We start from the raw sequence: 17,185 nt of genomic DNA on the forward strand, positions 1-17,185 counted from the left end.
TTTTTTATTGTTAATCAGCTAGTTATCGATACTTGAGCTTCAAGCCCACCAGTACCGCACCATATGGAAGAACACCGGGGCCGCGAAGCACACCGAATCGAGGCGGTCGAGCATGCCGCCGTGGCCTTCGATCATGTGGCCCCAGTCCTTCACGCCGCGATCGCGCTTGATCGCCGACATCACCAAGCCGCCGGCGAAGCCGAGCAGGCACACCAGCAAGGCGAACAGGCCGGCCTGCCAGAAGGCGAACGGGGTGATCCAGTACAGCGACGCGCCGATCAGGGTCGCCAGGGCCACGCCACCGAAGAAGCCCTCCACGGTCTTCGACGGCGACAGGTTGGGGGCGATCTTGCGTTTGCCCGCCAGCTTGCCGCAGACGTACTGCAGCACGTCGGATATCTGCACCACGATCACCAGCCAGGCGATCAGCAGCAGGTTGCGGCCCTCGTAACCGGCGATCTGCAGGGTCAGCAGCGCCGGCACGGTGGAGATGCAGTACACGGCGATCATCAGCCCCCACTGCACCTTGGACGTGCGCTCCAGGAAGCGTGTGGTGTCGCCGCCCAGGGAGGAAAGGATCGGCAGCAGCAGGAACAGGTAGACCGGAATGAAGATGGCGAACAGACCGTACCAGCCAATGCCGATCAGCAGGTACTGCATCGGCAGCGCGAAGTAGAACGCCGCGACCAGTGCCGGATAGTCGCTGCGCCGGGTCGGCGTCAGGGTCATGAACTCGCGCAGGGCATAGAACGACACGCAGTAGAACAGCACCACCACGCCGATATTGCCGAACAGGAAGGCGAAGCCGATCACCAGCACCATCGCCCACCAGGCATTGATGCGCGCATTGAGGTTGTCGATGACCGGATGTGGACCGGGGCCGGCACGAAATTTCAGCAGCCAGCCGATCAGGCTGGCGAGCAGCAGCAGGGCGCCAATGCCGGCGAACAACAGCAAGGTATTGCGATCCATCTCAAACCTCCTCGGGAGCCAGGGCCAGCAGAGCGTCGCGGGCGCGTTCGAGGAAAGCGTCTTTGCCCTCTTCCTCGCCCAAGCCCAGTGGTGCGCCAAAATTCAGGGTGCACAGCAGCGGTAATGGCAGGGCTCGGCCCTTGGGCATCACCCGATTGAGGTTGGCGATCCACACCGGGATCACTTCCACGTCCGGCCGCGTCTTGGCCAGGTGATAGAGACCTGCCTTGAAGGGCAGCAGGCCGTCCTCGAGGTTGCGTGTGCCTTCCGGGAAGACGATCAACGAGTCGCCCTCTGCCAATGCGTCGAGCATCGACTGCAGTGGGTTGGCATTTGGGTCACTGCGTTGACGGTCCACCAGCACACCATTGAAAACCCGCTGGATCAGGAAGCTGCGCAATGAGCCCCTCATCCAGTAATCCGACCCGGCTACCGGGCGGGTGCGTTTGCGCAATTCGGCAGGTAGCGATGCCCACAGCAGCACGAAGTCACCGTGGCTGCTGTGGTTGGCGTAGTAGATGCGCTGTACCGGTTGCGCGGTGCTGCCCAGCCACAAGGCGCGGGCTCCCGTGAGCAGACGCGCACCGGAGGTGATGAGAAAGGCGACCAGTGACGCAAGCATGGACAGCTCCTTATCCGAATCGAATGTGTGAAAGCCAGGGCATCAAGACGATGGCCGCCAGGGCGATGAATACCTGCAGGCCGAGCCACAGGCCCTGAAGTCGCAGCAGACGCAGCGCGCCCTGGCCGCGTTGATCCCAGGAGCGAGAACGCTGATCGGCCTTATGGCCAAGCATGACCAGCGCCTGATCGAGCTCGGCGGTGCGGCGGGCGAGTTGCGTCGGGTCGCCCGACACGTGCGTGAACAGCTCGGCATCCAGCGCCACGCGCAGCGCGTAGTACTTCTGCAGCAGGCCGCAGACCAGCAGAAGTACGCACACTGCACCGCCGGTAGTGAGCGCCATGAAACCGAGCAGCGGTCCCAGGCCGATAACCAGAGCGATCAGGGTCAGGGCGCTGGAGAAACGGTCGAGTGCTTTGCCGCGGCGCAACAGCCCGGCGATCAGTTGCAGGTGCATTTCATCGGTCATGCAAGGCGCCTCCAGCTGTGGCGGCCGGTTGGCTCAAGATGCCCTCCAGCGCCTGTAAATGAGCGTTTCCAAGCACAACCTGGGGGCGAGCCTGGCGAAGCACTGAAACCGCCTCTGCGACGCTCCTGCAGCGGCCGCTGTGCAGCAGCCAGGCAGCGATAGCGGTGGCGCTGCGCGAGTAGCCAAGCGCGCAGCACACCAGCACCGGCCCGTGCTCGCGCAGATCGTCGATGGCCACCGCCGCCTGCAGGCAGTGCGCGGTGCTCGGGGCGATCAGATCGAGGCAAGCCAGTTCGCGGTAGACCTTGCCTTCAACCCGGCACGGCAGTTCGGCACACAGGTCGGCGATAGCGCTGAAGGCCTGCCCTTCTCCCTTGGCTGGAATGCGACCCAACCAGACGCCGTCGGCCACTTCATCGGGTTGCGGATGCTTGCGCGTCCAGGCCCGAGAGTTGATCCAGGCACCCAGCAGATAAGGCGCCAACAACCAGGTGCTGGCAGCGCTGAGGCGGCCGTCGGCACGCTTCTGAAAACCCTGTGCATCGAACAGTGCATAGTTCAGCGCCACCATCAGCAACGAAACCGCCGGCCACAGCAACCACAGAGCGAAGCCGCCGAAGTGGATCGCCAGCGCACTGCACAGCGCTGCACCGAAGGCGTAGCGCAAGGCCAGCCGCCAGCGCTTCGGATCGCGAGCCAGGCGCCAGGCGAACAGTGGGCTGCGCCCCTCGCTGGGCCATAGCCACAGGCACAGGAAGCCGGCGAGCATGCCGGTCGGCACGTCGATGAAATGATGCTGCCAGGTGGTCAGTACCGACAAACCGATCAGAGAGAACCAGACGTGCAGCACGACACGCCATACACCAGCCGCCGAATGGGCAAAGCAGGCCCAGAGCACCACCAGCAGGGTGATGTGCAGCGAGGGTGCCTGATTGAAGGGTTTGTCGAAGCCCATCAGTACGTCGAACATCAGCCCGAACAGGCCATCCAGCGCCGGACGGTCGAAGGTGAAGCGCAGCGGCCAGAGCAGGAAGCAGGTGATGCAGATCACTTGCGCGGTCAGCAAACGCAAGCCGAGCCTGTCCACTGCACCACGGGTGGCCGGTAGCAGGAAGGCCAGGCCGTAGAGCAGATCGATCGACCAGTAGGGAATGATCGTCCAGGGCCACAGGGGAATCTGCCGCTCCCAGGCGAATACCAGGCTGCCGACGTCATCGCGCTGCCCGGTGAACCAGTTGGCGAAGCCATAGGTGCCGAAGAACAGTGGCGCGAGCAGTAGCAGCCAGAGGACGCCGCGCTTCCATAACCCGCTTTCGCGGATGACCGCGGCGGGCGTCATCAAGACACCCGCTGCGCCAGGGACACGCTGAAGATGCCCCACTCGTCGACACGTTGAGTCAGCTTGCGAAAGCCTGCCGCTTCGACCAACTGATCCATTTCCGCCTGGCTGCGCCGACGCATCACCCACGCCTCGCCGCCACGGTGGCTGGTCAGCGCGCGAGCGATCAGCTCCAGTTGCGGGTGCCACGGCTGACCGGTATAGATCAGGTAGCCGCCCTCTTCCACGGCTGCCGCCAGACCCGCCAGCGAGTCGCCGACCATCTGGTTGCTGCCGAACAACTCATAGAGGCCGGAGACCACTGCCAGTGTCGGCTTCGGATCCAGCGCAGCCAGGTCGGCTTTGTCGAAAGCATCGCCTTTGACGAAGCGGGCGATGCTGCCCAGGCCCTTCTGCTCGATCAGCGCGGCACCGTCGCGCACGTTGATGTCGCTGTAGTCGCGCAGCAGGATCGAGTCGGGCTTGTCGGTACCCTGCTCCAGCGCTTCAAGGATGTAGCGGCCGTGGCCTGCAGCGATATCGACGATGCGTACCTGGCGCGCTTGCTCACGCAATTTGCCCATGGCCAGGCGCAGCAGTTCTTCGGCGTGCACCTTGCGTTGACGGATACCCCGCCAGCCGATGGAGTTCAGGTAGTTGCGATCGATCAGTCGGCCCACTGGCGAGCTGCCGGTGGGCGTATTGCGGTAAACGTAATCCAGGGTACTGCCGGAATCGAAGCCGGTGTCGAAACCCAGCTTCACGCCCGCAGAAACACTGCTGCCAAGCCGCATGCTGGCCCGCGTGGCGCGCCAGTAGAGATCGCGCAGTGAGTTCTTCGGCAGCGGTGCAGCCAGTTCTTCCGCCTCGGCGCAGCTCCAGCCGAGGCGGTCGGCGTCCAGCAGTGAGGGTCGCTGCAGCGGCTGCTCGAAGGCTTTCAGTACGAAGCGGCGAATGCGGGTCAGTGCGTGGGCACGGTCACGCTCGCCCAGGGTGTCATGGAAGAACCCGGGCAGGCTGTGCATTTCTTTGTCCAGGCTGCCCAGGCGCTCGAAGAACTGCTCCTGGGGCTTGCGGTGCACCACGAAATCGCTGCCGGAGATCAGCAACTGGGTGGGGATCTGGATCGCCTGAGCGTCGGCGACCACGCGCTCGGCAGCCTCGTACAGGCCCAGCAGCATGTTCACCGAGATCGGCCGGCTGATCAGCGGGTCCTGTTCGAAGGACGCTATGCGCTGCGGATCGTGGCTGAGGTACTTGGCCTTCACGTAGCTGTTGACGAAAAAATTGCCACGCCAGGCGCGCATGAGCTTCAACCCGGGCCGTGCGAACGGTACGTACAGCTTGACCTTGAAGGCGGGTGAGGCGAGCACCAGTGCGCGGATCTTCGGTGCGTAGTCATGCGCCCAGGTGGCGATGATCACCGCACCGACGCTTTGCGCCAGTACCACCATGTCCGCGGTATCGATGCCGTGAGCGCTGGCGATGTGATCGATGAAGGTCTGCACGTCGCGCACGCTGGTGGCGAAGCTTGGGCTATCGCCCCGTGCACCCGGTGATTCACCGTGACCGCGAGCGTCCCAGGCGAAGAAATCGAAACCCTGCAGGCCCAGCTCCTCGACCAGGTGGGCCATGCGCCCGCCATGTTCGTGGCCGCGGTGGAACATGACGACAGCACGACGGGGCGTGTCGGGCTGTGCATCTGCAGCAGGCCAGTGACGGTAGAACAGGCTGACGCCGTCATGGGTCGTGAAGGTATTGGAGCGGACTTCATTCATTGGAGCATCCCTATTCCACAGTGGGGGAAGCCGCTTGCGCCAGACCTTGGCGTACGCGGTTGTAGAGCGTGTACAGCAGCAGCGCGGTGATGATCGCGAGAATCGGGTTTATCCAGCTCAGCGGCAGCAGCGCGGTAGCTACACCAGCGCCGAGCACGCCAAAGCAGAAGGCGCGGTCGCTTTTGCCCATCGGCCCGTCGTAGCGCCGTGAAGCGCCCACCATGGGCCCCATGACGCCGGCGTACTCGCTGATCAGCGCGGCGATGACCAACAGCACCACCAGCACGGGAGACACGCCGGGCAATAGCGCGAAAGGCAGGAACAGCGCGGCATCGGCGATCACGTCGCAGAGTTCGTTGAGGTAAGCGCCGAGTGTGGATTGCTGGCCGAACTCACGGGCCAGCATGCCGTCCACCGCATTGAGCGCCATCCGCAGCAGCATCCACAGCGGGATCAGCGCGAACAGCCAGAGGTGGTCGGGAAAAAAGGCGAGCAGCAGACCTATCAGCACCGACACGGCGGCAGCGCTCAACGTGACCTGATTGGCTGTCACGCCACGGTCGAAGAGGCGCTGAACCAATGGGCGCAGCAGGTTCTGGAAGCGAGGTTTGAGCTGATAAATCGAAAGCATGTTTGGAACTCCCTTCCGCCATCTTTCTGTATGTGGCCGAACGCCAGCTTAGCCGGTCGGGCACCCACAAGCGATACGCCAACGTGATCATTGTCATGTTGCCGCATGAAAACTTATGCCCAATTTATCGACATTTCAGGTACCGATAAAAGTCCATTTTTATCAGTACCTTGAGAGGACTATTTAGATTTTACGGTAAAACGTTCAACAGGTTATCCACAGATCGTGACGACTCAGGCGAGATCGTTGGCCGTCTCTACGGCAGTGCTCTGTGGATCGAGAGCACCGAGTTCCTGTTGCGCCTGGCTGACCCATGCGAAAGCGCGGTCGTTGAGGTTGGCGATCGCTCGCGGGCCTTCGCCCTCGGCAAACAGCGGCGGGCCGAATACCACCTGCACCGTACCCGGCTTCTTGCCCCAGCCCTCTTTCGGCCAAAACTGGCCAGCGTTGTGGGCGACGGGCAGCACCGGTAGCTTGCTGTTAACCGCCAGCGCCGTACCACCTCGGGAAAACTTGCCGATCTGGCCGTCCGGAATCCGTGTGCCTTCAGGGAAGACCAGCACCCAGGCGCCCTGCTCCAGACGTGCGCGACCCTGGCTGGCGAGCTGTTTGAGGGCCGCCTTGGGGTTGCTGCGGTCGATGGCGATTGGCTTGAGCATGGCCATCGCCCAGCCGAAGAACGGCACGTACAGCAACTCGCGCTTGACCACCTGGCTCAGTGGCTCGAAGTAGGCGCACAGGAAAAAGGTTTCCCAGGTGCTCTGGTGCTTGGCAAGGATCACGCAGGGTTGGTCGGGAATGTTCTCCTGGCCCTTGATCTCGTAGCGAATGCCGGCGACCACCTTGGCCAGCCATACGGCGCAGCGGCACCAGTTCTGCACCACGAACCGGTAGCGTGCCCGAAACGGCAGGAAGGGTGCGACGAACACGCTGATGATGCACCAGACGAACGAGCTGGAGGACAGCAACAGATAGAAGAGGAAGGTTCTGAAGAACTGCACTGTCGACATGTGAGCAATTACCGTTGCAGGCCTGGCCTGCGCTATCAAGTGAGAAGCTGAGCAGCGACCGCTGCCAGATCATCGAATACCAGGGTTCCCGCTGGCAATGCTTTGGCCAGGGTGCGTTGACCCTTGCCGGTTTTCACCAGCACGGGCTGACAATCGACGGCCAGTGCCGTTTGCAGGTCACTGCCGCTGTCGCCGACGAACCAGATTCCGCTCAGTGGTACGCCATAGTGCTCGGCGATCTGGCGCAGCATGCCGGGCTTCGGCTTGCGGCAATCGCAGCCATCATCCGGACCATGCGGGCACTGCACGATCAGGCCGACTTCACCGCCCTGCTCCGCCACCAGCTCGCGCAGCCGCGTGTGCATGGCCTCCAGCACGGCCAGCGGGTAGTAACCGCGGGCGATACCGGATTGGTTGGTCGCCACCGCCACCGTCCAGCCCGCTTTGCTCAGGCGAGCGATGGCCTCGATGGAGCCCGCTATCGGGATCCACTCGTCGAGGCTTTTGATATACGCATCGGAGTCATGATTGATGACGCCGTCGCGGTCGAGAATGATCAGCTTCATAGCTGCAAGCTCCAAGCCTCAAGCTGCAGGCCAAAGCCGCTACGTGCAGCTTGTGGCTTGCAGCTTGCGGCTGCTCTAGCCCAGCACGGAGATATCGGCGACACCCAGGAACAGCCCGCGCAGACGCGCCAGCAGCGCATAGCGATTGGCACGTACCTTGGGGTCTTCGGCGTTGACCAGCACCGCTTCGAAGAAGCTGTCCACCGGCTTGCGCAGCGACGCCAGCTGCGCCAGTGCTTCGCGATACTGGCGCTCTCGCGCCAGTGGCTGCACAGCGTTGTCGGCCTGCTGAATGGCCGCGTTGAGGGTGAACTCGGCTGGCGTATCGAAGTAATGCGCCTCGATGCTCTTGGCGATCTGCCCGTCGGCCTTGCTCAGCAGGTTCGACACACGCTTGTTGGCCGCGGCCAGGGCCTCGGCCTCCGGCAGCTGGCGGAAGGCCTGAACGGCCTGCACGCGCTGATCGAAGTCCAACGGCGACTTAGGGTTCACCGCACGAACGGCCTGGTACACGGAGACATCCACGCCTTCGTCTTCATAACGCGCACGCAGGCGGTCGAAGATGAAGTCCAGCACCTGTGGCGCCAGGCCCTGTGCCTTGACCTTGCCGCCAAACTGGCGGATGGCGAAGTCGACGGTGGCACCCAGATCCAGATCGAGACCCTTCTCGATGAGAATGCGCAGCACGCCCAGTGCCGCCCGGCGCAGGGCGTAGGGGTCCTTGCTGCCGGTGGGCAGCATGCCGATACCGAAGATACCGACCAGCGTGTCCAGCTTGTCCGCCAGCGCCACGGCGGCACCGGTCAGCGTGCTCGGCAGTTCGGCACCGGCACCGCGCGGCATGTACTGCTCGTTCAGCGCCAGGGCAACGTCCTGTGGCTCGCCGTCGTTCAGCGCGTAGTAGTAACCGGCGATACCCTGCATCTCCGGGAACTCGCCGACCATTTCACTGGCCAGGTCGCACTTGCTCAGCAAACCGGCGCGGGCACCACGGCGGGCGTCGCCACCGATGCGCTCGGCGATGAAGCCGGCCAGGGCCGAGACACGCTGGGCCTTGTCATAGACGGTGCCGAGCTGGGCCTGGAAGACCACGTTGGCGAGACGCGTGTTGAAGCTTTCCAGCTTCTGTTTCTTGTCCTGCTTGAAGAAGAACTCGGCATCGGTGAGACGCGGGCGCACCACCTTCTCGTTGCCGGAGATGATCTGCGCCGGATCCTTGCTTTCGACGTTGGCCACGGTGATGAAGCGCGGCAGCAGCTTGCCGTTGGCGTCCAGCAGGCAGAAGTACTTCTGGTTGTCCTGCATGGTGGTGATCAGGGCTTCCTGCGGTACTTCAAGGAAACGCTCTTCGAAAGAGCAGACCAGCGGTACCGGCCACTCGACCAGCGCACTGACTTCCTCGAGCAGTGCTGGTGGCACGATGGCCGTGCCCTGCTGCTCGGCAGCCAACTGGTCGACGCGCTTGGCGATCAGCTGACGACGCTCGCTGGCATCGGCGATCACATAGGCGGCACGCAGTTCCTGGGCGTACATGGCCGGGGCCGAGATACGCACCTCGTGGTTGGCATGGAAGCGATGCCCGCGGGACACGCGCCCAGCCTTCTGGGCGAGGATTTCGCAATCGATCACCTGGTCACCGAACAGCATCACCAGCCACTGGCTCGGGCGGACGAATTCGGTCTTGCGCGCGCCCCAGCGCATGCGCTTGGGAATCGGCAGTTCGTTCAGCGAGTTTTCCACGATGCCCGGCAGCAGCCCGGCGGCGCCCTGCCCCGGGATGTGCTGGCTGAACTTCAGCTTCGGCCCGCTCTGATCGATGGCGTCCAGCTCGACGCCACACTTCTTGGCGAAGCCGAGGGCGGCCTGGGTCGGGTTACCGTCGGCGTCGAAGGCGGCCTGCAGCGGCGGGCCGTCGAGATTGACGGTGCGATCCGGCTGCTGGGTGGCAAGCTGTTCGACCAGCACCGCGAGGCGGCGCGGCGCGGCATACATGCGCGCGCTGTTGTAGCTCAGGCCAGCGGCCTTGAGGCCCTTTTCAACGCCGGCAAGAAAGGCATCGCCGAGGTTCTTCAGGGCTTTGGGTGGCAGCTCTTCGGTGCCCAGTTCAACGAGAAAATCGAGCGCACTCATTCTGCTGCCTCCAGCTTGGCCAGTACTTCATCACGCAGATCGGGGGCGGCGAGCGGGAAGCCCAGGCGGCGTCGGGCCTGCAGATAACTCTGCGCCACGGCGCGGGCCAGGGTGCGCACGCGCAGGATGTACTGCTGGCGCGCGGTCACCGAAATGGCGCGGCGGGCGTCGAGCAGGTTGAAGGTATGGGAGGCCTTGAGCACCATCTCGTAGGTCGGCAGTGGCAGCTCCAGTGCGATCAGGCGATTGGCTTCGCTCTCGTAGAAATCGAACAGCTCGAACAGCTTCTCGACGTTGGCGTGTTCGAAGTTGTAGGTCGACTGTTCCACTTCGTTCTGGTGGAACACGTCGCCGTAGGTCACCTTGCCGAACTGGCCGTCCGTCCACACCAGATCGTAGACCGAGTCGACGCCCTGCAGGTACATGGCCAGGCGCTCGAGCCCGTAGGTGATCTCACCCGTGACCGGGTAGCACTCGATGCCACCAACCTGCTGGAAATAGGTGAACTGGGTGACTTCCATGCCGTTGAGCCAGATTTCCCAGCCCAGACCCCAGGCGCCCAGGGTCGGCGATTCCCAGTTGTCTTCGACGAAACGGATGTCGTGCACCAGCGGATCGATGCCGATGGCCTTCAGCGAGCCCAGGTACAGCTCCTGGAAGTTCTCCGGGTTCGGCTTGAGCACCACCTGGAACTGGTAGTAGTGCTGCAGACGGTTTGGGTTCTCCCCATAACGACCGTCGGCCGGGCGGCGCGATGGCTGCACGTAAGCGGCATTCCAGGTTTCCGGGCCGATGGCACGCAGAAAGGTGGCAGTGTGGAAGGTACCGGCGCCCACTTCCATATCGTAGGGTTGCAATACCACACAGCCTTGCTCGGCCCAGTATTGTTGCAGGGCGAGGATCAAGTCCTGGAAGGTGCGCACGGCAGGCGTTGTCTGGCTCACGAAAAATTCACCTGTTGGGGCTGCGACAGAAAGCCGGAGAGTATACCCGAAGCAAGGCGCAGCCCGCATGCTGCGCCGTCTCTACTGACCGACTTGCGTGCGCGACGGTGGTGCGTTGGCCACATCGGCTACGACCCCATGAAATATCCTGTCAATAATAATCACTCGCGTTAAAATGCCGGTTTTTCTGCGCTCGTCCGTCTTTATGGAGATGGGGATGAGCTCCGCCTACTCGCATGCAGATGCTCGAATCGTCTTGCAGAGCGGCATCGTTTATCTACGGACAGCCACGGTGTCAGGCCTGCGTCGCACGCAGAGCCGACCGTGTTCATGACAATAAACAGGGTGTGTCGATGAAAGAGGGATTTCGCCAGTCCATGGCCTGGCTGCATACCTGGACGGGGCTGGTGGTGGGCTGGGTGCTGTTTTTCGTGTTCGTGACCGGCACCGCCGGTTACGTGGACGATGAAATCACCCGCTGGATGGAGCCCGAGCGGCCGCTGCAGGTACGCGTCGAAGGCGTGGAACGCAGCGCAATGCTCGAGCGCGGCCTCAAGCGCCTGGAGCAGGTCGCCAGCAACGCCAAGAGCTGGACCATCACCCTGCCGCATACTTCGCTGCGTCCGCGTGGCGAGCAGGGCCTGGCGATCGCCTGGGAAGACCTGCCCGAGCGTGGCCACGATTTCGGCCGCCGCGGCCGTGAAGAGCTGAACGCCGAAACCGGCCTGCCGCGCCAGGAAGTCGAGCCGCGCGCCACCGGTGGCGGTGCCGCCCTCTACGAGATGCACTACATACTGCATTACATGCCCTACAACGTGGGCATCACCATCGTCGGCGTGTGCACCATGCTGATGCTGCTGGCGATTCTCACCGGAGTCATCACCCACAAGAAGATCTTCAAGGACTTCTTCACCTTCCGCCCTGGCAAGGGGCAGCGCTCCTGGCTGGACGCGCACAACGTGATCAGCGTGATGGCGCTGCCGTTCTTCCTGATGATCACCTACAGCGGCCTGGTCTTCTTCGTCTTCAACTACATGCCGGCAGGGGTCGCGGCGGTATATGGCACCGGCAACCTGCAGCAGCGCGCGCTGTTCGATGACCTCTTTGCCCGTGACAAGCGCGAGCATCTGCCCGCCAGTCGGCCGCAAGCCTCGCTCGAAGAACTGGTGCAGCGCGCCGAAGCGCAATGGCCCGAGCGCGGCGTGTCGAGCCTGACCATCAGCCAGGTGAAGGGCGAGCCGGCGCGTGTCGACGTGCAGCGGATCATCGGCGATTCGGTCAACGTTTACGACCCGGTGATGCTGAGCTTCGCCGCTGCCGATGGCCAGCCTACGCTCTACCCGGACAAGACCCACGGCGCCGGCAAGACCCACCGCATGCTGATCGGCCTGCACGAGGGGTTGTTCGCCGACTGGTGGCTGCGCTGGCTGTACCTGATCGCCGGCCTGCTCGGCTGCGGGATGATCGGTACCGGGCTGGTGCTGTGGACGGTCAAGCGGCGTAATCAGCACCTCAAGCGCAATGATGCTGCGGCACTGTTCGACGCCTATGGCCTGCGCGTCGTGGAAGTGCTCAATGCCGGTACCCTGGTCGGCCTGCCGGTGGCGGTGGCCGCCTACTTCTGGGCCAACCGGCTGTTGCCGGTGGGCATGGGGGATCGTGCGGACTGGGAGATGCACTGCCTGTTCCTGACCTGGGGCTGGCTGTTCCTCTATGCTTCGCTGCGGCCGCTGAAGAAGGCCTGGCTGGAGATGGCCTGGATGGCCGTGGCGGCCTACGGGCTGGTTCCCGTGATCAACGGCCTGACCACCGACCGCCATCTGGGCGTGACCCTCGTCGAGGGTGACTGGGTGCTGGCCGGGTTCGATCTGAGCATGTTCGGCCTGGCGGCGCTGTTCGCCTATGGCGCCATGAAGATTCGTCGTCGCTGGCTGAAGGCCGATGCGGCAGCTGCGTTGTCGGGCAAGGAGGCGCTGGCATGAAAGAAGGTTCGATGGCGCGTTATCGCTGGCTGGTCGCCTCGCGCGTGTTGGCTGCTGCACTGGGTGGCTATGCCCTGACCTCCGCGCTGACCGTCTTGTTGTCGCTCGTCTGGCCGCTGCCGAAAAGCCAGGCCGTGCTGGCCGCCACGATGCTCAGCTTTACCCTGTATGCCGGTGCGGTGATCTGGGTGTTCAGCGTGCGCAGCGTGACCCGCGCCTGGCTGGGCATGCTGATCCCCACCGCGGTGATCGCGCTGCTGTGCTGGGTGCTGCAATCGGGAGGTCCGGCATGACCCTGAACCTCTCCATTCTGCTCGCCAGCCTGGGTGGGTTCATCGCCCTGGCGCTGGCCATGGACAAGCACTGCAAGCACCTGCTGCGCCGGGTACTGTCGCCGTTTTGGTTGCGTGCTTTGCGTATCGCAGGCTGGTCGCTGCTGGCCCTGGCATTGGCCCTGAGCCTCAGTCGGTGGGGCGTGAGTGTCGGTGCGGCGGCCTGGCTGGGCTGGTTGTCGGTCGCCGGGATCGTGCTGGTTTTCTACCTGCCGAAGTGGCCCTGGCAGCCCTCGCCGGGTAAGGCCGCGCCGCGTCGCGAGAAGAAACCTGCGCTGGTCGAGAACCTCGTGGCGCAGCCGGTCGAGCGCCTGCACTGGATGCGTCGTGGAGCCACCGGCGTGTTGCTGCTGGTGCCCCTGGCGGTGCTTGGCCTGTTACTGACCGCTTCGCCAAAGCCGCTGCACAGCGACGATGCCGTGCACGGCCAGGTCGGCCCCTGGGCGTTCACCCTGGCCGAGGCGCAGCGCAAGGCGCCGCATCGGGTACTGGGTACGCCATTCAAGGCCTTCGAAGTACGCTTTTGCGAAACCTGCGATGACCAGATACGCGCGGCCTATCTGAAGATCCGCAAGCCACGTTCACTGCGTGCCGCGGGCCTGGTGTTCTCTGGCAACCGCTGGGATCGTTGGGTGGAAATCCAGATTCCCGCCAAGGCCACACTCAGCGATCAGCTGTGGCTGACCGTGGAAGGCAAGGACGGCAGCGTGCATCACGCGGCGGTGGATATCGACAAAGTGTCGCCCGAGCTGGCGGCGTTTCTCGAACGCGAATCCTGAGTGACGGATGTGCAGGGGCCTATAGTTCCCACGCTCTGCGTGGGCATTCATCCTGTGGCGCTCGCGCCACGATTTGCGAACTCGGATAACGATGTACGGACGCAGAGCGTCCTGCCAATGCATTACCACGCAGAGCGTGGGAACGATCAACTGCTTCCCGGGTTTCGCTGCGCTCTACCCAGGCTACGAGAGTCGGCGCTGGCTCACTCGTAATCGATCCCCGGTTATAGTCTGCGCTCGCCCATCGCCGAGCCGATTGCCATGCCCCGCTGTTTCTGGTGTAACGACGACCCGCTCTATCAGGCTTATCACGACAGAGAATGGGGCGTGCCGTCCCGCGACCCACAGCACCTGTTCGAGATGCTGCTGCTCGAAGGCGCCCAGGCCGGATTGTCGTGGATCACCGTGCTGAAGAAGCGCGAGCGCTACCGCGAAGTCCTGTTCGGTTTCGATGCCGAACGGCTGGCGGCGATGAGCGACGCCCATATCGAAACCCTGATGCAGGATCCCGGCATCATCCGCAATCGTCTCAAGCTGCAGGCCGCGCGCAAGAACGCCCAGGCCTGGCTGCGCCTCGACGATCCGGTGACGCTGCTCTGGTCGTTCGTCGGCGGCCAGCCGAAAATCAATCACTTCGACGGCCGCGGCGACGTGCCGGCGGTCACCCCCGAAGCCGAGGCCATGAGCAAGGCGCTGAAAAAGGCCGGCTTCACTTTCGTCGGCCCGACCATCTGCTATGCCTTCATGCAGGCCACCGGCATGGTCATGGACCACACCCGCGATTGTGATCGCTACGCAGAGCTGCAACAGGAGGCACGCCCTTGAGTACCACCATCGACACCCTGGAACAACTGCAGGCGCTCTACGGCCAAGCCCACGAGCGGTCGTTGCGCAAGGAAATCCCCTACCTCAGCGAGCCCTATCAGGCACTGGTCGCTGCGTCGCCCTTCGTGGTGCTTGGTACCCACGGCCCGGATGGGCTGGATTGCTCGCCCCGTGGCGATGCGCCGGGCTTCGTGCGGGTCGTCGATGAGCGCACCCTGCTGCTGCCGGATCGCCCGGGCAACAACCGCATCGACAGTCTGCGCAATATCGTCCACGACCCCCACGTGGCGCTGCTGTTCCTGATTCCCGGGGTTGGCGAGAGCTTCCGGGTCAATGGCCGTGCCAGCATTTCCGTCGATCCCGCCCTGCTGGAACGTTGCAGCGCACAGGGCAAGCTGCCGCGCAGCGTGCTGCGTATCAGCGTCGACACCTGTTATTTCCAGTGTTCCAAGGCGGCGGTGCGCTCCGGGCTGTGGGATGCCGAGCGCCATGTCGAGCGCTCCAGCCTGCCGTCGGCGGGCGACATCCTCAAGGCGGTCATGGACCCGCAATTTGATGCGCAGTCCTATGAGCGCGAGTTGCAGGAACGCCTGAAAACCATGCTCTACTGAACGTTTCCTCGTTTCTGCACGTGTATGTAACAGTCACGCGACCCTCAGCCGGTTACAATGCGCTCCCTTTTTGGATGGGAGCAGCTTGTGGAAAAGCTCAAAGGCGCTCTGGTGGTCGGTTCCCTGCGCTTGTTCGCCCTGTTGCCATGGCGAGCCGTGCAGTCGCTCGGCGCGATGATCGGCTGGTTGATGTGGAAGCTGCCTTCGGGCTCGCGCGATGTGGTGCGCATCAACCTGGCCAAGTGTTTTCCTGAACTGAGTGCCGCCGAGCACGACAAGCTGGTCGGCCGCAGCCTGATGGACATTGGTCGCACACTGACCGAAAGCGCCTGCGCCTGGGTCTGGCCGGCGCACAAGTCGCTGGCCCGCGTGCGTGAGGTCGAAGGCCTGGAAGTGCTCGAAGCCGCCCTCGCCTCCGGCAAGGGCGTGGTTGGCATCACCAGCCATCTGGGCAATTGGGAAGTGCTCAACCACTTCTACTGTTCGCAGTGCAAACCGATCATTTTCTACCGTCCGCCAAAGCTCAAGGCCGTGGATGATCTGCTCCGTGAGCAGCGCGTGCAGCTGGGCAACCGCGTGGCACCGTCGACCAAGGAAGGCATCCTCAGCGTCATCAAGGAAGTGCGCAAGGGCGGTGCCGTGGGCATCCCCGCGGACCCCGAGCCGAGCCTGTCGTCCGGCATGTTCGTGCCCTTCTGCGGCACCGTGGCGCTGACCAGCAAGTTCGTGCCGGGCATGCTCGCCGGTGGCAAAGCGGTAGGCGTGTTCCTGCATGCGCTGCGTCTGGAAGACGGCTCCGGTTACAAGGTGATCCTGGAAGCCGCGCCGGAAGGCATGTACAGCGAAGACACCTACACCGCCGTGGCGGCCATGAGCGCCGTGGTAGAGAAATACGTGCGTGCCTACCCGAGCCAGTACATGTGGAGCATGAAACGCTTCAAGAAGCGCCCCGAAGGTGAGGAGCGCTGGTACTGAAATCCACGGCGCCTCGCAACGAGGCGCCGGTGGGCTGGGCGTAAGCGGAAAATTGAGTTATTAACAGGGCAAATCTTTTCGCACGAGGCTGTTCAGGACATGTCCGCCAACCAGCGCCAGTATCCCCGTACACCGATGAAGTGCCGCATCAAGATCTGCCATCCGAGCTTCGGTGAACGGGTTGCTCAGACCCGCGATCTTTCCGATGGTGGCGTGTACGTCCGGCATGAGGACCTGGCAGCTCTGGAGCTGGGTACACGAGTGACCGGCCAGGTGCAGGACATGCCCTTCGAAGCACCGATCCTGGAAATGGAAGTGATGCGCGTCGATCCCGATGGGGTCGGGCTGCGCTTCATCCGCGACTGACAGCTTGGCTGCTGCAACTTCCTGGCGTGCCCACCTTTGCGTGGGCACGCTGCTTTTCATGGCTGTCGAATGAGTCGTGGCGTTTTTTCATCGCGGAGTGCGGGTTTTCCCCGAGTTATCCGTCTTTGTAGATGAACCACCACTTTTTTTGCCCGGCGCTGGTGCCGGGCCTCTCGTTCAATTCCGTGAAAAGGAGTTCCCATGACCCCGATCCGTTGCCGCCATGCGGCTTCCCTGGCCCTGCTGGTGGGCTGCAGCCTGGCCCTGCCCTTCGCCCAGGCCGAGTACCTGTGGATCGAGCGTGGCCCTGCTCCGCAAGCCAAGGCTTATCTGAGTGATTTCCAGCCAACGGAGCAACTGAGCCTCGGCAAGCTGCTGGAAGCGAGTACCCGTCAGGCCGACGGCAAGGCCGCCGCGCTGCATGCCAGTGGCGATGCTTACCCGATCGTCGACGACGGCCAGGGGGATCTGCGCGTCAGTGCCAAGCTGCCGGAAGGCGACAAGCTGGTTATCTACGAAGCCAAGGCCGGGCGCAGCGAAACCAAGGCGGTCAATGACCTGGAACTGGTGCCGACCGAGCCCAACGGCAACGCCTTCGAACTGCATTGGAAAGGCACCGTGGTGTCGGCCTCGCAGGTCAATGTGTACACGTCCGAGCAATGGACGCGAACCCTCAAGCCCAATGCCGAGGGCATCGTGACCCTCGACCCCTCCTTCCCCGCTCGCTACGTGCTGGAAGTGACCGCCCAGGTCAACGGCGCCGCCACCGTCGACGGCAAGCGCTACGACAGCGTGGTACACGTGGCGACCCTGTCGTTCGAGGTCCCGCGCCACTAAGGTTGCGCTGCTGCCTGCAGCGCAACGGTGGCAGGCAG

General features: G+C 63.5%; 18 protein-coding genes. 8 read left to right on the plus strand and 10 right to left on the minus strand.

Going from position 1 to position 17,185, the window contains the following annotated elements; translation table 11 throughout:
• Positions 1-39: 39 nt before the first annotated feature.
• The 10 genes from FHR27_RS20740 to glyQ all read right to left on the minus strand — a co-directional run bounded on the left by FHR27_RS20740 (position 40) and on the right by glyQ (position 10,440).
• Positions 40-972, minus strand: a complete 933-nt coding sequence (locus FHR27_RS20740) for a phosphatidate cytidylyltransferase (RefSeq protein ID WP_179539435.1) — start codon at positions 970-972, stop codon at positions 40-42.
• Position 973: 1 nt separating this feature from the next.
• Positions 974-1,594 carry a lysophospholipid acyltransferase family protein gene (locus tag FHR27_RS20745; protein ID WP_042556061.1) on the minus strand — a complete coding sequence of 207 codons (621 nt, stop codon included), beginning with the start codon at positions 1,592-1,594 and terminating at the stop codon, positions 974-976.
• A 10-nt stretch (positions 1,595-1,604) separates the two neighbouring features.
• Positions 1,605-2,063 (minus strand): hypothetical protein, encoded by a 459-nt coding sequence (locus tag FHR27_RS20750; RefSeq protein WP_042556060.1) that lies wholly within the window; start codon positions 2,061-2,063, stop codon positions 1,605-1,607.
• On the minus strand, positions 2,053-3,402 hold the full coding sequence (locus FHR27_RS20755; RefSeq protein ID WP_179539436.1) for a phosphatase PAP2/dual specificity phosphatase family protein: 1,350 nt from the start codon (positions 3,400-3,402) through the stop codon (positions 2,053-2,055). Before FHR27_RS20755 ends, FHR27_RS20750 begins: the two co-directional genes overlap by 11 nt.
• A complete protein-coding gene (locus FHR27_RS20760; protein WP_179539437.1) occupies positions 3,402-5,159 on the minus strand; it encodes a bifunctional alpha/beta hydrolase/class I SAM-dependent methyltransferase in 1,758 nt (585 codons plus the stop codon). The genes FHR27_RS20755 and FHR27_RS20760 overlap by 1 nt, the downstream gene beginning before the upstream one ends.
• Before the next feature lie 10 nt (positions 5,160-5,169).
• On the minus strand, positions 5,170-5,790 hold the full coding sequence (locus FHR27_RS20765) for a CDP-alcohol phosphatidyltransferase family protein (protein WP_179539438.1): 621 nt from the start codon (positions 5,788-5,790) through the stop codon (positions 5,170-5,172).
• Positions 5,791-6,023: 233 nt separating this feature from the next.
• Entirely contained in the window at positions 6,024-6,800 is a 777-nt protein-coding gene (locus FHR27_RS20770; protein WP_042556056.1) for a lysophospholipid acyltransferase family protein, read from the minus strand.
• Positions 6,801-6,835: 35 nt separating this feature from the next.
• Positions 6,836-7,366 carry a D-glycero-beta-D-manno-heptose 1,7-bisphosphate 7-phosphatase gene (gene gmhB, locus FHR27_RS20775; protein ID WP_179539439.1) on the minus strand — a complete coding sequence of 177 codons (531 nt, stop codon included), beginning with the start codon at positions 7,364-7,366 and terminating at the stop codon, positions 6,836-6,838.
• 75 nt (positions 7,367-7,441) lie between these two features.
• Entirely contained in the window at positions 7,442-9,496 is a 2,055-nt protein-coding gene (gene glyS, locus FHR27_RS20780; protein WP_179539440.1) for a glycine--tRNA ligase subunit beta, read from the minus strand.
• Entirely contained in the window at positions 9,493-10,440 is a 948-nt protein-coding gene (glyQ, locus tag FHR27_RS20785) for a glycine--tRNA ligase subunit alpha (RefSeq protein WP_042556053.1), read from the minus strand. The genes glyS and glyQ overlap by 4 nt, the downstream gene beginning before the upstream one ends.
• A 353-nt stretch (positions 10,441-10,793) precedes the next feature.
• On the opposite strand from glyQ, the gene FHR27_RS20790 reads away from it, so the two are divergent.
• From FHR27_RS20790 to FHR27_RS20825, 8 genes are all read left to right on the plus strand, one after another.
• Positions 10,794-12,422, plus strand: a complete 1,629-nt coding sequence (locus FHR27_RS20790; protein ID WP_179539441.1) for a PepSY-associated TM helix domain-containing protein — start codon at positions 10,794-10,796, stop codon at positions 12,420-12,422.
• Positions 12,419-12,715 carry a DUF3649 domain-containing protein gene (locus FHR27_RS20795; protein ID WP_042556051.1) on the plus strand — a complete coding sequence of 99 codons (297 nt, stop codon included), beginning with the start codon at positions 12,419-12,421 and terminating at the stop codon, positions 12,713-12,715. Before FHR27_RS20790 ends, FHR27_RS20795 begins: the two co-directional genes overlap by 4 nt.
• Positions 12,712-13,533 (plus strand): DUF3325 domain-containing protein, encoded by an 822-nt coding sequence (locus FHR27_RS20800; protein WP_042556050.1) that lies wholly within the window; start codon positions 12,712-12,714, stop codon positions 13,531-13,533. The genes FHR27_RS20795 and FHR27_RS20800 overlap by 4 nt, the downstream gene beginning before the upstream one ends.
• Before the next feature lie 261 nt (positions 13,534-13,794).
• Entirely contained in the window at positions 13,795-14,358 is a 564-nt protein-coding gene (locus tag FHR27_RS20805; protein ID WP_042556049.1) for a DNA-3-methyladenine glycosylase I, read from the plus strand.
• Complete coding sequence (locus tag FHR27_RS20810; protein ID WP_179539442.1) at positions 14,355-14,969, plus strand: pyridoxamine 5'-phosphate oxidase family protein; 615 nt, start codon at positions 14,355-14,357, stop codon at positions 14,967-14,969. The genes FHR27_RS20805 and FHR27_RS20810 overlap by 4 nt, the downstream gene beginning before the upstream one ends.
• 87 nt (positions 14,970-15,056) lie before the next feature.
• Positions 15,057-15,944 (plus strand): lysophospholipid acyltransferase, encoded by an 888-nt coding sequence (locus tag FHR27_RS20815; protein ID WP_179539443.1) that lies wholly within the window; start codon positions 15,057-15,059, stop codon positions 15,942-15,944.
• A gap of 99 nt (positions 15,945-16,043) precedes the next feature.
• The gene (locus FHR27_RS20820; protein ID WP_042556046.1) at positions 16,044-16,310 is read left to right on the plus strand and encodes a PilZ domain-containing protein; all 267 of its coding nucleotides are present in this window, start codon (positions 16,044-16,046) and stop codon (positions 16,308-16,310) included.
• A 201-nt stretch (positions 16,311-16,511) separates the two neighbouring features.
• Positions 16,512-17,147, plus strand: a complete 636-nt coding sequence (locus tag FHR27_RS20825) for a hypothetical protein (RefSeq protein ID WP_042556045.1) — start codon at positions 16,512-16,514, stop codon at positions 17,145-17,147.
• Positions 17,148-17,185 lie beyond the last annotated feature (38 nt).

It is taken from the genome of Pseudomonas flavescens (assembly GCF_013408425.1).
Classification (GTDB): domain Bacteria; phylum Pseudomonadota; class Gammaproteobacteria; order Pseudomonadales; family Pseudomonadaceae; genus Aquipseudomonas; species Aquipseudomonas fulva_A.

Coding starts and splice junctions, on each gene's coding strand:
- FHR27_RS20740 (WP_179539435.1), bottom strand. CDS start 972: ATGGATCGCAATACCTTGCTGTTGTTCGCCGGCATTGGCGCCCTGCTG.
- FHR27_RS20745 (WP_042556061.1), bottom strand. CDS start 1,594: ATGCTTGCGTCACTGGTCGCCTTTCTCATCACCTCCGGTGCGCGTCTG.
- FHR27_RS20750 (WP_042556060.1), bottom strand. CDS start 2,063: ATGACCGATGAAATGCACCTGCAACTGATCGCCGGGCTGTTGCGCCGC.
- FHR27_RS20755 (WP_179539436.1), bottom strand. CDS start 3,402: ATGACGCCCGCCGCGGTCATCCGCGAAAGCGGGTTATGGAAGCGCGGC.
- FHR27_RS20760 (WP_179539437.1), bottom strand. CDS start 5,159: ATGAATGAAGTCCGCTCCAATACCTTCACGACCCATGACGGCGTCAGC.
- FHR27_RS20765 (WP_179539438.1), bottom strand. CDS start 5,790: ATGCTTTCGATTTATCAGCTCAAACCTCGCTTCCAGAACCTGCTGCGC.
- FHR27_RS20770 (WP_042556056.1), bottom strand. CDS start 6,800: ATGTCGACAGTGCAGTTCTTCAGAACCTTCCTCTTCTATCTGTTGCTG.
- gmhB (WP_179539439.1), bottom strand. CDS start 7,366: ATGAAGCTGATCATTCTCGACCGCGACGGCGTCATCAATCATGACTCC.
- glyS (WP_179539440.1), bottom strand. CDS start 9,496: ATGAGTGCGCTCGATTTTCTCGTTGAACTGGGCACCGAAGAGCTGCCA.
- FHR27_RS20790 (WP_179539441.1), top strand. CDS start 10,794: ATGAAAGAGGGATTTCGCCAGTCCATGGCCTGGCTGCATACCTGGACG.
- FHR27_RS20795 (WP_042556051.1), top strand. CDS start 12,419: ATGAAAGAAGGTTCGATGGCGCGTTATCGCTGGCTGGTCGCCTCGCGC.
- FHR27_RS20800 (WP_042556050.1), top strand. CDS start 12,712: ATGACCCTGAACCTCTCCATTCTGCTCGCCAGCCTGGGTGGGTTCATC.
- FHR27_RS20805 (WP_042556049.1), top strand. CDS start 13,795: ATGCCCCGCTGTTTCTGGTGTAACGACGACCCGCTCTATCAGGCTTAT.
- FHR27_RS20820 (WP_042556046.1), top strand. CDS start 16,044: ATGTCCGCCAACCAGCGCCAGTATCCCCGTACACCGATGAAGTGCCGC.
- FHR27_RS20825 (WP_042556045.1), top strand. CDS start 16,512: ATGACCCCGATCCGTTGCCGCCATGCGGCTTCCCTGGCCCTGCTGGTG.